The organism is Stenotrophomonas sp. 1337, from assembly GCF_031455455.1.
GTDB lineage: Bacteria > Pseudomonadota > Gammaproteobacteria > Xanthomonadales > Xanthomonadaceae > Stenotrophomonas > Stenotrophomonas indicatrix.
In genome coordinates this window covers 65,126-81,995 of record NZ_JAVDSR010000007.1, presented here as the reverse complement: position 1 = coordinate 81,995, position 16,870 = coordinate 65,126, and the positions used below count along the sequence as shown (strand labels likewise).

The 16,870-nt window shown below is 69.0% G+C and carries 4 protein-coding genes; 1 reads left to right on the top strand and 3 read right to left on the bottom strand.

The window, feature by feature from the left end; translation table 11 throughout:
- Positions 1-148 precede the first annotated feature (148 nt).
- Complete coding sequence (locus tag J2X70_RS11705) at positions 149-8,605, bottom strand: ESPR-type extended signal peptide-containing protein (protein WP_309910456.1); 8,457 nt, start codon at positions 8,603-8,605, stop codon at positions 149-151.
- Positions 8,606-9,045: 440 nt separating this feature from the next.
- Complete coding sequence (purL, locus tag J2X70_RS11700) at positions 9,046-12,930, bottom strand: phosphoribosylformylglycinamidine synthase (protein ID WP_282280454.1); 3,885 nt, start codon at positions 12,928-12,930, stop codon at positions 9,046-9,048.
- A gap of 835 nt (positions 12,931-13,765) precedes the next feature.
- On the opposite strand from purL, the gene J2X70_RS11695 reads away from it, so the two are divergent.
- Complete coding sequence (locus J2X70_RS11695; RefSeq protein ID WP_025879352.1) at positions 13,766-15,877, top strand: glycosyl hydrolase family 18 protein; 2,112 nt, start codon at positions 13,766-13,768, stop codon at positions 15,875-15,877.
- Between the two features lie 117 nt (positions 15,878-15,994).
- Here J2X70_RS11695 and J2X70_RS11690 read toward each other — a convergent pair whose 3' ends face one another.
- Positions 15,995-16,786 (bottom strand): thioredoxin fold domain-containing protein, encoded by a 792-nt coding sequence (locus tag J2X70_RS11690; protein ID WP_032977259.1) that lies wholly within the window; start codon positions 16,784-16,786, stop codon positions 15,995-15,997.
- Positions 16,787-16,870 lie beyond the last annotated feature (84 nt).

The following is a 16,870-nucleotide window of genomic DNA, read 5'->3' as shown; positions in this document are numbered from 1 at the left end:
TTCTCCGCCCGTTGCACGGACGGAGCTCACTACGGCCATCACTCCCTGCGACTGCCCTGGCTGGCCCACCAGGGTTGCCATGCCACGCCCCTTTGGCGCTCACTGCTCGACGTGCCGATGGGTTGCCCACCGGCACGTTGTTGCGCACTTACCAGCCGAAGCCGGCACCGACGCCGACCGAGCTGTCATCACTGCTGAAGGCACCACCGACGGTGACCGTGGCGCGATCGCTGATCGCACGCTGGTAGCCCAGCGACATGGCCGACTCGCCGCCCTGGAAACCGATGCCGACGCCGACCCGGTTCTGGGTGCGGATGCCGGCGGCACTGGTGGCCATGTTGAGCATCGCTGCGCTCATCGCGCCCTGGCGGTCGATGCGGCGATCCATGTGGCGCAGGCGCCCATCGACTTCACCCTTGAACACATCGAAGCTGTCGGTGACTGCCTGCACGCGGCTGTCGGTGTAGCTGTTGGCGGTGGTGATGCCACGATCCAGCTGGCCCTTGTTGACCGCATCGGTTGCGGTGGTACCGGCCGCCACGTTGGTGACCTGGCGTTCGTTGCCCTCACTGCCGACCGAGACGGTGTTGGCGCGATCGGCAACCGAGCCCTGGCCCAGCGCCACCGCATTGGCCGCCGTTGCACTCGCGCCTTGGCCGACAGCGGTGGACGATGCACCGCTGGCGACAGCGCCATCGCCCATCGCGACGGCGTTGACGCCACCGCCTGCGACCAGTGCTGGCTGAGCACTGCCTGCGCTGGCGGCGGTCGGCGTGCCCTGCACACGGGCCGTTGCCGATCCGCCATCAGCCATGCTCGCGTCGGTGGCAGCCGACGCCGTGGCCACGTTGGACGCGTCTGCGTCCAGCGGAGCGGCCATCGAACGCAGGCTGGCCGCGCCGGAACGCGTGCCGCTGGCGGTGCGACGATCGATCTCGCTGACCTTGCGGTCCAGTGCGCCCAGCGCGTCGCCGACGTTGCTGTAGGTGGACCCCTGGATCACATAGTTCGGCGCGACGAACACGCCCTGCATGCCGACGCTGGCACCGCCGCCGAGGAAGCTGGCGGCATCGCTGAGCGACTGGAACAGCTGCCCACCGTTGATCGCCTGGCGGCTGCCGGAGGCGATGCTGCCGGCGCCGACGTTGTCGATGGTGGTGCCCTGGATACCGGCCAGGGTCAGGCGGTCACGGCTGGCATCGTCGTAGCCGACCGAGCTGGCCGCGCTGGTTTCAACGGTGGCGATGCGCGAGTCGAAATCACCGACCCGGGTTTCCACCGCACCCACGCGCTGGTTGGTGACGTTGAGCTGTGAACCGGTCACGGCGTCGCTGCTGCCGGCGGCGATGCGGCCATCGGCAACGTTGACGATGCGGCGTGTAGCAGGACCATCAGTGCCGTTGCCGCCGCCGACCGACACCACGTTTGCGTCCACCGCACGCGCGCCGGCACCGAGTGCCACTGAGTTGCTGCCGGTGACGGCGGCATTGGCGCCTACGGCCAGTGATGCGTTGCCGACGGCGCTGGCGTTGCTGCCCAGTGCATTGCTGCGGTTGCCACTGGCAGTGGCACTGGAGCCCACCGCCACTGCGTTGGTACCGCTGGCAGTGGCGGTGCCGCTGCCGTTGGCACGGAAGTGCCTGCTGGTGGCGTCGGCGGTGGAGGCCACCGCATCCAGCTGGCCCTTGTTCACCGCATCGTTGGCCTGGGTACCGGCGGCCACGTTGGTCACCTGGCGGTTGATCGCGCTGTGGCTGACCCCGGCAGCATCGACCCACTCCTGCGCCGCACCCACCGATACCGCATTGGCACGGTCGGCCAGCGAACCTGCACCGAGCGCCACGCTGTTGTCGGCGTCCTTGGTGGTCCAGGTATTGCTGCCCAGCACGGTGGCATTGGTGGCCTGCGCATAGCTGTTGTAGCCGACCACGGTGGCACCGTCCTCGGTGGCCCATGCCTCGCTGCCGATCGCGGTGGTGTGCTGGCCCGTGCCAACGCTGTTGGCGTCCTGTCCGGCCAGCGCGTTGAAGCCGACCGCCACGCCATTGAGCCCGGTGGTGGCATTGTTGCCCAGTGCGGTACCGAACTGGCCGGCGCGCGCCTGCACGCCGAAACCAGCACCGGCGATCTGCGCGACGGTGCCCTGGCCCACGGCTGTGGACACTTCGGCGGCCTGCGCGCCACTGCCCAGCGCCGTGCCGAAGAAGGCGGCCGTGGCACCGGCGCCGTAGGCGGTGGACTGCCAGCCGTTGGCCGACGCGAAGTTGCCGACGGCGGTGGCTTCGCGACCATCAGCGGTTGCGCCATAACCGACGGCGGTTGCGGCCAGCCCGTTGGCCTGGGCGATGCCGCCGACGGCGACCGCACCGATGCCCTGCGCCTGGGACTGCGCACCGAGGGCCACACTGGCCGGGCCTGCGCTGCTGCTTTCCACGCCGATGGAAATCGCGCCACCGGCCGTGCTGCTGGCGCTGCTGCCGATCGCCACACCGTCTTCACCACTGGCCAGCGCATTGAAGCCGACGGCGGTGGCGTTGGCCGCGACCGCGGTGGCACCACTGCCGAGCGCACTGGCGCCATTGCCGATCGCATTGGCCGCTTCACCGGCCGCCAGCGCATTTTCACCTTCGACGTAGGCACCGGCATCGCTGTCGGCACTGCCGCTGGCCTGGAAGTGCTTGCTGGTCTTGTCGGCGACACTGGCCACGGCATCCAGCTGGCCCTTGTTCACTGCATCGGTGGTCTCGGTGCCGGCGGCAACATGGGTGACCTGGCGTTCACCGCCCGCGCTGCCGACGGCCACCGTGTTGTCACGGTCGGCCTTCGAACCCGCGCCGAGGGCGACACTGTTGACACCGTTGGCGGTCGCGCTGGCACCCAGGGCGGTGCTGTCAGCCGCATCGGCCCATGCATTCCAGCCGATCGCGGTGGCGTAGTCATCGGTCGCCCAGGCACCGGCACCGAAGGCCGCCGCACCGGTACCGCTGGCACGCGACGGGATCAGGCCGAAGAAGGTGCTGCCGCCGATGGCGACACTCTCTGCGCCACTGGCTTCGCTGGACTGACCGACGGCGACGGCGCCGCTGCCTGCTGCCGCCGCTCCGAAGCCGACAGCCGTGGTGTTGGCACCGGTCGCCGCCGAGCCGTAGCCCAGTGCGGTGCCGAGGCGGCCGCTGGCTTCGCTGTAGCCACCGATGGCGGTGGTGCCATCGGCCGAAGCGGCACTGCGGAAACCGCTGGCCAGCGACTGCGCACCGCTGGCGACGGCCTCCGCACCGTTGGCGGTGCTGTAGACGCCGCTGGCCTGTGCAGCGGTGCCGGTAGCGGTGGCGCTGATGCCACTGGCTACCGCGCCGTTGCCGAGTGCGGCACTGCCTTCACCGGTGGCCTGCGCGTTGCTGCCTACCGCAGCCGCATTGCTGCCCGTGGCCAGCGAGTTGATGCCCACGGCGGTCGCGTTGGCGGCCACGGCCGTGGCACCACTGCCGAGCGCGGTGGCGCCATTGCCGATCGCATTGGCCGCTTCACCGGCAGCCAGTGCGTTGTCGCCTTCCACATAGGCACCGGCATCGCTGTCGGCGCTGCCGCTGGCCTGGAAGTACTTGCTGGTCTTGTCCGCCGTTGCGGCGACAGCATCGAGCTGGTTCTTGTTGACCGCATCGGTGCCTTCGGTGCCAGCCGCCACGTGGGTCACCTGGCGTTCGCTGCCGGCGCTGCCGACGGCCACCGTGTTGTCACGGTCGGCCTTGGAGCCTGCGCCCAGGGCGACGCTGTTGGCGCCGTTGGCGGTAGCGCTGGCACCCAGTGCCGTCGACTCGGCGCCATCGGCCCACGAATTCCAGCCGATTGCAGTGGCGTAGTCGTCGGTGGCCCAGGCACCGGCACCGAACGCCGCTGCGCCGTAGCCACTGGCACGTGATGGCACCAGGCCGAAGAAGGTGCTGCCACCAATGGCCACGCTCTCATCGCCGCTGGCTTCGCTGGAATCACCCATCGCCACCGAGCTGGCGCCCGACGCAGCAGCGAACACGCCGGCAGCGGTGCTGTTGGCACCACTGGCCACGGTGCCATAGCCCAGCGCCGAGCCGAGGCGACCGCTGGCTTCGCTGTAGCCGCCGACTGCGGTGGTGCCGTCTGCAGAGGCTGCCGAACGGAAGCCACTGGCCAGCGACTGCGCACCGCTGGCGACCGCCTCGGCACCGTTGGCCGTGCTGTACACCGCCGTCGCCTGCGCGCCTGCACCGGTTGCGGTGGTGCTGGTTTCGCTGGCCACCGCGCCGCTGCCGAGCGCCGCACTGTCTTCGCCCGTCGCCTGTGCGTTGTTGCCCACCGCAGCCGCACTGCCGCCGCTGGCCAGGCTGTTGAAGCCTACCGCCGTAGCGTTTGCCGCTACCGCTGTTGCACCACTGCCGAGTGCGGTGGCGCCGGTGCCGATCGCATTGGCGGCCTCACCGGCGGCCAGCGCGCTGTCACCTTCCACGTAGGCACCGGCATCGCTGTCGGCGCTGCCGCTGGCCTGGAAGTACTTGCTGGTCTTTGCGCCTTCGGCGGCCACCGCGTCCAGCTGGTCCTTGTTCACCGCATCGGTACCCTGGGTACCGGCGGCCACGTTGGTGATCTGGCGGGTGTTGCCGCCGCCACCGACCGACACGGTGTTGTCGCGGTCGGCAATCGAATCGGCACCCAGCGCCACGCTGTTGGCACCGCGCGATTCAGCCGCATTGCCCAGCGCGGTGCTGTTGATGCCCGGCGCATAGGCGCCGCCACCGACCGCGGTGGAATAGTCGCCGGATGCTTCGGTCGCCAGCAGGCCGAACAACGATCCACCGACGGCCACGGCATTGGTGCCGGTAGCCAGGCTGCCCTGGCCGGTGGCGGTGCTGTAGGCACCGGACGCTTCCGAATCGCCACCAAGCGCGACGCTGTTGGAACCGGACGCGTTGGCAAAGTTGCCGAAGGCAGTGGCGTTGAATGCCGAGGCGTTGGCGTAACCGCCGATGGCGGTGCTGTAGCCACCGGTCGCTTCGGCACCGATGCCGAATGCTGCCGAAGCGGTGCCACTGGCCACGCTTTCACTGCCGACCGCAGTGGCGGCCTCACCGCTGGCGTTGCTGAAGTAGCCTACCGCCACGGCTTCTTCGCCGCTGGCTTCGGACAGCACGCCGCTGGCGGTGCTGCCAGCGCCGCTGGCCACCGAGGCCGCGCCGAAGGCCGCACTCTGCTCGCCGCTGGCTTCGCTCTCGGCACCATGAGCAGTGGCGTATTCGCCGGTCGCCTGTGCGTTGGCACCGATGGCGCTGGCATTGGCCGCGCTGGCCAGGGCATTGAAGCCGATGGCCTGTGCGTTGCCGGCCAGTGCATTGGCGCCACTGCCGAGGGCGGTTGCGCCGTTGCCGATGGCATTGGCCGATTCACCCGCGGCCAGCGCGTTGTCACCTTCCACGTAGGCACCGGCGTCGCTGTCGGCACTGCCGCTGGCCTGGAAGTACTTGCCGGTGGTCGCGGCACTGGCTGCAACCGCGTCGAGCTGCGACTTGTTCACCGCATCGGTGGCCTGGGTACCGGCCGCCACACTGGTGATCTGCCGCTCATTGCCCGCGCTGCCCACCGACACGCTGCGGTCGCGGCTGGCCACCGAACCGGCACCCAGCGCAACCGCGTTGTTTCCGCTGGCCGTGCTGCCCGCGCCCAGGGCGATCGCACTTTCACCGCCGGCCACCGTGTTGGTGCCGATGGCGATGCTGTTGATGCTGTTGCCCAGCGCCTGGAAGCCCAGCGCAACACTGTTGTCGCCGTAGCTGAAGGCGCCACGGCCGACGGCGGTGGAACTGGTGCCGTTGGCCCAGCTGTTGTAGCCGATGGAGGTGGCACCGTTGGCGCTGGCCCATGCCGCCGGACCAAACGCGGAGGCATTGCGGCCGGTGGCCCACGCGCCGGCACCGAAGGCGGTGGCGCCTTCCTCGCTGGCAGTGCTGTAGCCACCCACGGCGGTGCTGTCATCGGCCTTGGCGAAGGCGCTGTCGCCGACGGCGACGGCATAGCTGCCGGTAGCGCGCGACTTGCCGCCTGCCGCGAAACTGTTGTCGCCGGTGGCCTGTGCCGCATTGCCGAAGGCGCTGCTGCTGGCACCGGTCGCCTGCGCGGCATTGCCGACGGCGGTGGAACCGGCCGAAGCGGTGGTGCCGATCTGCACTGGGTTGCCCTGCTCATCCAGCAGCGGCTGGTTGTATTCGTCGTAGGCCTGGCCGAGGCCACCCACGGCTACCGCACCGTCACCGTCGGCGAAGGTATTGCGACCCAGCGCCACGCTGTCGGCGCCGATGGCCGCAGCGCCTGCGCCCTGTGCCAGCGCGCCGGCACCGATGGCGTTGCTGGCCGAACCCGCCGCTACCGCACCCTCGCCTTCTGCGTACGCACCGGCATCGCTGCCGCTTTCCGGCTGCGCCTGGAAGAAGCGCGCGGTGGTGTCGGCGGTGCTGGCCACGGCGTCCAGCTGGGCCTTGTTCACTGCATCGGTGGCTTCGCTGCCGGCCGCCACGCTGGTGATCTGCCGCTCGTTGCCGGCACTGCCCACGGCCACGCTGTTGGCGCGCACCGCTTCGGAATTGGCGCCCAGTGCAACGCTGTTGGCACCACGCGCAGTGGCGTAGTAGCCGACGGCGGTGCTCTGCGTGCCACTGGCCCAGGTCTGCGCGCCCAGCGCGCTGGCGTTCTCGCCCGGTGCATAGGCGAAGTAGCCCACTGCGACCGACTCGGCACCGGAGGCCTCGGTCAGGCTGCCATTGGCCACGGCCTGGTCGCCGCTGGCGATGGCACCGGCACCGACGGCCGTGGCCGCTTCGCCACTGGCCTGGGTCTGCACGAAGAAGCCCAGGCCCGGGATCAGATCGGCCGGGCCACCGATGGCCACGCTGCTGGTGCCGGTAGCGTTGCTCTGCGTACCGACGGCCGTGGAGTAGTCGCCGATGGCATTGGAGACAGCACCGAATGCCGACGACTGCGCACCTGCCGCGTAAGCTCCCACACCATACGCCGACGCTGCAAAACCACCGGCATCGGCGCTGGCGCCGACGGCGGTACCACCGACCCCGGCACTGGTGGCGCCGGTCTCTACCGGCACGCCACCACTGGTGATCAGCGGATTGCCATCGGCATCCACCGCAGCACCGCCGACGGCGACGCTGCCCGGGCCGACTGCCTGCGCGTTGTTGCCGAAGGCCGCGCTGTTCTGGCCAGATGCAAGCGCGTTGTTGCCGACCGCAGTGGCGTTCTGCGCGACGGCGGTCGCACCTGCACCGACGGCGGTCGTACCGTTGCCGATCGCATTGGCGGCTTCGCCAGCGGCGAGCGCGTCATCTCCCTCGGCCAACGCACCGGCATCGCTGTTGCTGCTGCCGGTGGCCTGGAATCGCTTGGCGGTGGTATCGGCTACCGCTGCCACGTCGTTCAATTGAGCGACGTTGACCGCATCGGTGTCTTCGGTACCGGCGGCAACACTGGTGATCTGCCGGGTCAGGCCGTAGTCGACCGCACCCACCGACACGGTATCGACGCGGTCGGCCAGCGAGCCGGCGCCCAGCGCCACGCTGCCGGTAGCCACGGCCGCCGAATTGGAACCCAGCGCGGTGCTGTATTCGCCCACCGCCGTGCTGAACGCACCGACGGCAATCGACGCTTCGTTGGCGGCGGTCGCACCGCGGCCCAGCGAGGTGCTGCCGGGGCCCATCGCCACGGCACCCGCGCCGACCGCGGTAGCGCCATCGGCGCTGGCTTCGGACAGTGCACCCAACGCGGTGGCTGCGCCGTTCTCGCTGGCGGCCACGGCACTTGCGCCTACCGCCGTATCGCCAAGGCCGAAGGCGGCCGCACTCTGCCCGACCACTACGCTGGCATCACCCAAGGCGAGCGCGTTCTGGCCGAAAGCACTGGCACCAAGTCCTGCGGCAATCGCCTGGGTGCCGACCGCGGTGGTGGCGTTGGCCAGCGACTGGCTGCCACTACCGACCGCGATGGCGCCCTGGCCTTCGATCTTTGCCGCGTCGCTGTCATCACCAGCGCCATCGGCCTTGAAATAGCGGCTGCCCTCGGCCGCCGCCTGCGCAAGCGCGGCCTGCGTGGCGCGCGCCTGTGCATCCAGCTGTGCCTTGTTCACCGCATCGGTGGCGGCGGTACCGGCGGCGACATTGGTCACCTGCCGTTCCTTGCCTGCATCACCGACAGAAACGGTGTTGGCGCGCGTTGCCTTGGAGCCGGCGCCCAGCGCCACGCTGTTGGCGCCGGTGGCGCTGGTACCCGCACCAATCGCCACCGCGTTGCTGCCCTTGGCGCTGGCGCTGCCATCGACCGCGCACTTGTCCAGCACCTTGCTGTTGAGCACCACGCAGTTCGCGCTGCCCCCAATCTCGACCGACTGCGCCGCAGCGATGCCGGTCATGCCCAGTCCCATTGCCAAGGCCAGCGCTGCAGCCAGTCGTGCCGGCGCGGCATCGGTCGCACCGCGGCGCTGGTCGACGACCCCGCCTGATGAGCTGGAAGAGGCCAGTTCCGAGGCCACCACCAACTGACCCAATGCTTTGTTCCAGACCTTGCGATAAATCCGATTCATCGGTACGGCTCCTGATTGGACTGGTTTTGGGCAAAGCAACGCCACCGCCGAGCCTTCGTGGCCCAACGTCCCCTGGGGGCGTTTATTCGCGTGATTTACTGCGGGTATTGCCGAACGGCGCGCAGGGACAGAAAACCGAGCGCATGCGCCGTGCGGTTACTGCGGGATGAACAGATTTGAAACGGGGGTCAAGTGTTAACGGCATCTTTGCGGATCGTCAAGAGTTTGACGCAGCAAAACCCATTGCCGTGAAGCAGTTCACTGTTTCACTTGTTTATGTACGCATTTTGTTAGGCGCACGTGAGGAAATCCTCACTTATGAAAACGCATGTAACTGATGGCCAGTTCAGGAGTTTCCGTATGGACAAAGAAAAACCCGCCGGTTTCCCGGCGGGTTCTCCATACGCGATGGCATCGTCAGCTGCGCAATGCGCGTGCGATCAACCGCACCACACCCGTGCGTTGCGGAACATGCGCATCCACGGTGAATCGCCCTGCCACTCGGACGGGGCCCAGCTCAGGTTGAGCGCGCGCGGGGTGCGCTCCGGGTGCGGCATCATGATGGTCACCCGGCCGTCGGTGCTGGTCAGGCCGGTGATGCCGTCGGGCGAGCCATTCGGGTTCAGCGGGTACTGGCTGGCGACGTTGCCGTTGCCATCGATGTAGCGCAGTGCGACACGGGCTGTGGCCTGGTCGACGGCGTTGTCGAACACCGCCTGGCCTTCGCCATGTGCCACCGCCACCGGCAGGCGCGACCCGGCCATGCCACGCAGCAGGATCGACGGCGACTCCACCACTTCCAGCAGCGCGGTGCGGGCTTCGAACTGCTCGCTGGCGTTGCGGCGGAACTGCGGCCAGTGTTCGGCACCGGGGATGATGTCCTTCAGCTGGCTCATCATCTGGCAGCCGTTGCACACGCCCAGGGCGAAGCTGTCCTCGCGCGCGAAGAACGCGGCGAAGGCATCGCGCAGCGCGGTACGCTCGAGGATCGAGGTCGCCCAGCCGCGGCCGGCACCGAGCACGTCGCCGTAGCTGAAGCCGCCGCAGGCAACCAGGCCGGTGAAGTCCTGCAGCGCCACGCGGCCTTCGATGAGGTCGCTCATGTGCACGTCGAACGCGCGGAAGCCGGCACGTTCGAAGGCGTTGGCCATTTCGATCTGGCCGTTGACGCCCTGTTCGCGCAGGATCGCAACGCGCGGACGCGCCCCGGTCTGCACGAACGGTGCGGCAACATCCTCATTGGGATCGAAGCTCAACTTCGGCTTCAGGCCCGGCGCGGTAAAGGCGCGGGCGATCTCGCGCTCGGCATCGGCGTTGGCCGGATTGTCGCGGCGCTTCTGCATGGCGTGGGTGACCGACCACCAGGCATCGAACAGCGCTTCCCAGCGCCATTCGGCCAGCGACTCACCGCCCAGCGACACCCGCACCACCGGCGCAGTGGTCGGCTTGGCGATGCGCTGTGCGCACTCGGTCAGCGCATGGCGCTCGACCAGGTCGGCGAACGCGGCGCGGTCTTCGCGGGCGATCTGCACAACGGCGCCCAGCTCTTCATTGAACAGGCTGCGGAACGGGTCATCGCCCCAGGCATCGAGGGTGATGTCCAGGCCCAGGCGCGAGGTGAAGGCCATTTCGCACAGCGCGGCGAACGCACCACCGTCGCTGCGGTCGTGGTACGCGCGCAGCAGGCCGGCCTGGCGTGCATCGCGGATCAGCTCGAAGAAGCCACGCAGGCGCTGCGGGTCGTCCAGGTCCGGGGCGGCACCGGCGAAGGCCGGCAGGTCGCCGTGGTCGGCATGCACCTGGGCCAGGATCGAACCGCCCAGGCGCTGCTTGCCGGCACCGAGGCCAATCAACCACAGCTCGCTGTCGATATCGCGGTCCAGCAGCGGGGTCAACTGCTGGCGCGCATCGGCCACCGGCGCGAACGCGGTGATGACCAGCGACACCGGCGACACGCTCTTGTGCGCCTGCCCCTGGTCGTGCCACTGCGCCTGCATCGACAGCGAGTCCTTGCCCACCGGGATGCTGATGTCCAGCTGCGGGCACAGTTCCATGCCCACCGCCTTCACCGCGTCGTACAGCAGCGCGTCTTCGCCCGGGTGGCCGGCAGCGGCCATCCAGTTCGCCGACAACTTGACTTCATCCAGCGCATCGACCGGGGCCGCGCACAGGTTGGTCAGTGCTTCGCCAACGGCCATGCGGGCCGAGGCAGCCGCGTCCAGCAGCGCCAGCGGCGTGCGTTCGCCCAGTGCCATCGCCTCGCCGGCCACGCCGTCGAAATCGGCCAGGGTGATCGCCACGTCGGCCACCGGCAGCTGCCACGGGCCGACCATCTGCTCGCGCGCGGTCAGGCCGCCCACGCTGCGGTCGCCGATGGTGACCAGGAAGTTCTTGGAGGCCACGGTCGGGTGTGCGAGCACGCGCAGCCCGGCTTCCTGCAGATCCAGGCCACCGGTCTTCAATGCCGGCCAGCGCGGTGCCGGCGGGTGCGCGGTATCGCGGTGCATCTTCGGCGGCTTGCCGAACAGCACGTCCATCGGCAAATCGATGGGCGCATCGGCCGGGATGTTGCCCGGCACGGCACCATAGGCCACCACCAGGTGTTCGGCTGCGGTGGCGACACCGACCGCAGCGAACGGGCAGCGCTCGCGCGCGCACAGCGCGGCGAATTCAGCCAGGCGCTCCTGCGCCACGCCGAGCACGTAGCGCTCCTGCGACTCGTTGCACCACAGCTGCATCGGCGACAGCGACGGATCGTCGGTGGGCACCTTGCCCAGGTCGATGATGCCGCCCACGCCGGAATCGTGCAGCAGTTCGGGAATGGCGTTGGACAGGCCACCGGCACCGACGTCATGGAAGAACTTGATCGGATTGTCAGCGCCCATCGCCACGCAGCGATCGATGACCTCCTGGCAGCGACGCTCCATTTCCGGGTTGTCGCGCTGCACGCTGGCGAAGTCCAGGTCCTCGGCGCTCTCACCGGAAGCGACCGAACTGGCGGCACCGCCGCCGAGGCCGATCAGCATCGCCGGGCCGCCGAGCACGATCACGGCATCGCCGTCCTGCAGCAGGATCTTGTCGACCTGCACGCGATCGATGGCGCCGAGGCCACCGGCCAGCATGATCGGCTTGTCGTAGGCGCGCACCAGGTCGGCGCCTTCCGGCAGTTCGAAACTGCGGAAGTAGCCGAGCAGCGCCGGGCGGCCGAATTCGTTGTTGAACGCGGCGCCGCCGAGCGGGCCGTCGGTCATGATCTCCAGCGCCGGGGCCATGCGCGGGTTCAGCGCACGCGGCGCTTCCCACGGCTGCGGCAGCTCGGGAATGCGCAGGTGCGAGACCGAGAATCCGCTCAGGCCGGCCTTCGGCTTGCCGCCACGACCGGTCGCACCTTCGTCGCGGATTTCACCACCCGCGCCGGTCGACGCGCCCGGGAACGGCGCGATCGCGGTCGGGTGATTGTGCGTTTCCACCTTGATCTGGAACGCGCTGGGCACCTGCGGTTCGCGGCGGTACTCGCCGCTGGCCGGGTCCGGGCGATAGCGCGAGGCCGGATGGCCTTCGATCACCGCCGCGTTGTCGCTGTACGCGCTGAGCGTGTGCTGCGGGGTCTGCTGGTGGGTGTTCTTGATCATCCGGAACAGCGAGCGGTCCTGCTCCTGGCCGTCGATGGTCCAGCTGGCGTTGAAGATCTTGTGCCGGCAGTGCTCGGAATTGGCCTGCGCGAACATCATCAGTTCCACGTCCGACGGCGACCGGCCCAGCGCGGTGAAGCGCTCGCGCAGGTAGTCGATCTCGTCCTGCGCCATGGCCAGGCCGAGGCGCTGGTTGGCGGCCTCCAGCTGGTCCACCGGCACGCGCTCCAGTTCGCCACGGGCCGGGGTCGAGAACAGGGAGTGGCCCTGATCGACGCGCTCCAGCACCGACTGCGTCATCGGGTCGTGCAGCACCTTGACCAGCGCCTGCTGGGCGGCAGCGTCTGTCGGCCAGCCCTGCACGTCGATGCGCAGGCCACGCTCGACCCGGCTCACCGGCTGGCCGGCACCGCGGACCAGCTCGCTGGCCTTGCTCGACCACGGCGACAGCGTGCCCAGGCGCGGCACCACGATGCGGCTGACCGCACCGTCAGCGACCGCCTCGGACTGCGGGCGGGCTTCCAGGATGCGGCACAGGGTATCGACGTCGGGGGCGGCAGTGCCCTCGGCCTGCACGAAGTAGACGTGCCAGGCACCGCTGATGCGCAGGGAGGGAGCGATGGACTGCAGGCGGGATTCAAGACGTTCGCGGCGGAACGGCGACAGGGCGGGCGCGCCCTCGAGGACCATCATGTCCGGGGAACCGTAGTTGGGAAACGGGCCCGACATTGTACCGGAAGCGGGGGAAGGGCTTTGGCCGGGCGGCGCCCGGCACCCGCCGAAGCGGTAGTGCCGGCCGCTGGCCGGCAACCTCAAGAGCAACAGCCGAAGCTGGCATTCCGTGGGATGGCAGGGGGGGTCCGGTTGCGGGGGACGCCGTGAATCCGTCCATGGAGGCTCGGTCGCCGCATCCATGCGGCTCACGCCCCCGCAACCGGACCCACCCCGCCTTCGACAGATTTCCGCGATCTGCGGTAGATCCACGCCATGCGTGGATGCTCTGCGGTAATGCCGGCCACTGGCCGGCAACCAGGGAACATCAGAAATCAGGCATTGAAGAGCGCAGCGACCGGCTTCTGCTTTTGATTTTCTGTTCTGTCTTCCGTGGCTGACCGCACAGGAACCTGTCCGTGGCCGGGCGGGTGGGGTCAGGCGGGGTGTCCGCGGCATGGATGCCGCGGCCAAGCCCCCATGGACGGGTTCACGGCGTCCCCGCCTGAGCCCACCCGCCCGGCCATCCCCCAGAAATCCGCTGTTCGCGGCAAGCCCCAGCCACGAGGGGGCTCCGCCGATGGCTGCCGACCGCGCGCCAGCGCCGCTCTCCGCCAAATCCCCGAACCATGCACTCGCTCACGGATTGACCACGCAATTGATGACAACGTTGTCCCCACCTGGCGCCGGACTCTCTCCCCGGCCCACCAGGTACCTCCGTCCGCCCCCTCCGTCGCCTTCCCGGGCGACGTCCGGACCCTGCGTTACGTGCGGCGCCGTCTTGGCCCGCGCGCCAACCATCGATCGGAGACACACCATGTACGACCCGCTTGTGCAGAGTGCCGATGTACGCAGTGCCCACCCTTCCCTTCATCGCTGTCGCCCGCGCCGTCTGGCCTGGCTGCTGGCCCTGGCCGGGGCGGTCGCCCTGCCCGGCCTGGCCCAGGCCGCCAGCTGTGCCGGCGTGGCCGAATGGGACCAGGCCAAGATCTACCGCAGTGGCGACACCCTGCAGAAGGGAGGGGTCCTCTACCGGGCGAACCAGGACATCTGGAACGCGCCGCCGGACCATCCGGCCGGAGCGCCCTACTACACCAACCTCGGCGCCTGCGACGGCGGCGGGGCGAACCAGCCGCCGGTGGTCAGCCTGACCTCGCCGGCCAACGGCGCCACCTTCAGCGCCGGCAGCACGGTCAACGTGACCGCCAACGCCAGTGATGCGGACGGCAGCGTCAGCAAGGTCGAGTTCTTCCGTGATGGCAGTTCGCTGGGCATCGACACCAGCGCGCCGTACAGCGCCAGCTGGGCCAACGCCAGCGCCGGCAGCCACACCCTGCGCGCGGTCGCCACCGACAACAACAACGCCACCGCCAGCACCGCGACCATCACCATCACCGTCAACGCGGCCAGTGGCGATACCACCGCGCCCAGCGTGCCCGGCGGCCTGGCCGTGGGCACCCGCACCGCCAACAGCATCGCCCTGAGCTGGAGTCCCTCCACCGACAACACCGGTGGCAGCGGCGTGGCCGGCTACGACGTGTACCGCAATGGCAGCCTGGTCGGCTCGCCTTCCAGCGCCAGCTATGTCGACGGCGGCCTGACTGCGTCGACCAGCTACAGCTACCGCGTGCGTGCCCGCGACAACGCCGGCAATGCGTCGGCACAGGGCACGGCAGTGACCGCCAGCACCCTGGCCGGCGACGGTGGCACCACCGGCAAGCGGGTCATCGGTTACTTCACCCAGTGGGGCATCTACGGCCGCAACTACCGGGTCAAGAACATCGACAGCAGCGGTTCGGCCGCGCGCCTGACCCACATCAATTACGCCTTCGGCAACGTGCGCAACAACCGCTGCGAAGTGGGCGTCACCCAGCCGTCGGATCCGAACAGCGGAGCCGGCGGCGATGCCTTCGCCGACTACACCAAGGCCTTCGGTGCCGGCGAAAGCGTGAGCGGCAGCGCCGATACCTGGGACCAGCCGCTGCGCGGCAACTGGAACCAGCTCAAGCAGCTCAAGGCCAAGTACCCGGGCATGAAGGTGCTGATCTCGCTGGGTGGCTGGACCTGGTCGCGCGGCTTCTCCAGCGCGGCGCAACCGGCCAACCGCCAGGCCTTCGTCGCCTCGTGCATCGACGCCTACATCAAGGGCAACCTGCCGGTGACCGACGGTGCCGGTGGCCCCGGTGCGGCGCTGGGGGTGTTCGATGGCATCGACATCGACTGGGAATACCCGGTGGCCTGCGGTATCGCCTGCGGCACGCCCGAGGACAACGCCAACTTCACCGCGCTGATGGCCGAATTCCGCCGCCAGCTCGATGCGGTGCGCCCGGGCCTGCTGCTGACGGTGGCGGTCGGCGCCGGCATCGACAAGATCCGCGTCACCGATCCGGCCGCGTACCACCCGTACCTGGACTACATCAACGTGATGACCTACGACTTCCACGGCGCGTGGGATGCGAAGACCAATCACCAGTCGGCGCTGTTCGATTCGCCGAATGATCCGTCCACCGGCGACCAGAAGCTGTACAACAGCAACGACGCCATCGAGGCCTTCATCAGCCGTGGTGTTCCCGCCGCCAAGCTCAACCTGGGCATCGGTTACTACGGGCGCGGCTGGACCGGGGTGACCAACGCCAACAACGGCCTGTACCAGAGCGCCACCGGTGCGGCACCGGGTACCTACGAGGCTGGCATTGAAGACTGGAAGGTGCTGAAGAACCTGGCGTGGCCGAGCTACACCGACAACACCGCCGGTGCCACCTGGATCTACAACGGCAGCACACTGTGGAGCTTCGATACCCCGGCCAACATCACCCGCAAGATGGGCTACGTGAAAACCCAGGGACTGGGCGGTGCGTTCGTCTGGGAGTTCAGCGGCGACGATGCGCAGGGCACGCTGACCAAGGCGGTCAGTGATGGGTTGAAGTAAAAAAAAAGCCGGGGGCGCACTGCGTCCCCGGCTTTCTGTCTGATGCATCCGCCGGGCATGGCCCGGCGCTACCCGCCCATCCACGGTAGCGCCGGGCCACGCCCGGCGGCGTTTCAATCAGCGCTTGGCCGACAGCTTCTCCAGCGCAGCACGCAACTGCGCCGGCGGCAGGTAGCCGCCGAGCTGGGTGCCATCGGGCGCGAAGATCGCCGGCGTGCCATTCACGCCCAACTGCTGGCCCAGGGCGTACTGCATCGCCACCGGGTTGGTGCAGTTCTTCGCTGCCACCGTGCCACCACGCTTGGCATTGGTCAGCGCCTGGCGGCGATCGGCCGCGCACCAGACCGAGATCATGTCGGTGTAATCCTTGCTGCCCAGCCCCATGCGCGGGAAGGCCAGGTATTCGACGGTGATGCCGTTGCGGTTGAGCTCGGCGATGTCCTGGTGCAGCTTGCGGCAGTAGCCGCATTCGATGTCGGTGAACACGCTGATGGTGTACTTCGCGTTCGGCGCGGCGAACACGATGCGGTCGCCATGGTTGGCCTTGGCCAGCAGGTCGCGACGATAGCCCAGCAGGCCTTCGCTGTTGGCCGGGCTCTTGGCGCGGGTGTCGTAGGGCTGCGACTGGAACAGGTAGCGGCCGTCGTCGGAGACGTAAAGCAGCTGGCCGGAGACCACCACTTCACGGAAGCCCGGGAAGGGCGCGGCACCGATGTAGTCCACCTGGAAGCCGGGGTTGAGCTCGGTCAGCGCCTTGCGCACGGCCTGCTCGGCCGGAGCATTGGCCGTGGCGGCAGGGCCGGCCTTGGCTGCCGCTGCAGCGGGGGCCTTTGCGGCGGGCGGGGCGGGCTGGGCGCAGGCACTCAGGCTGAGCGCGCCGAACACGGCGGCGATGGCGAATCGGAGCATGGAGCAGTCCGCAGCAGAAAGAAGACCCCGGATTCTGACACAGCCATCCTGAGCGGTCCGCGATGCCGCGCACAGGCCCGGCAG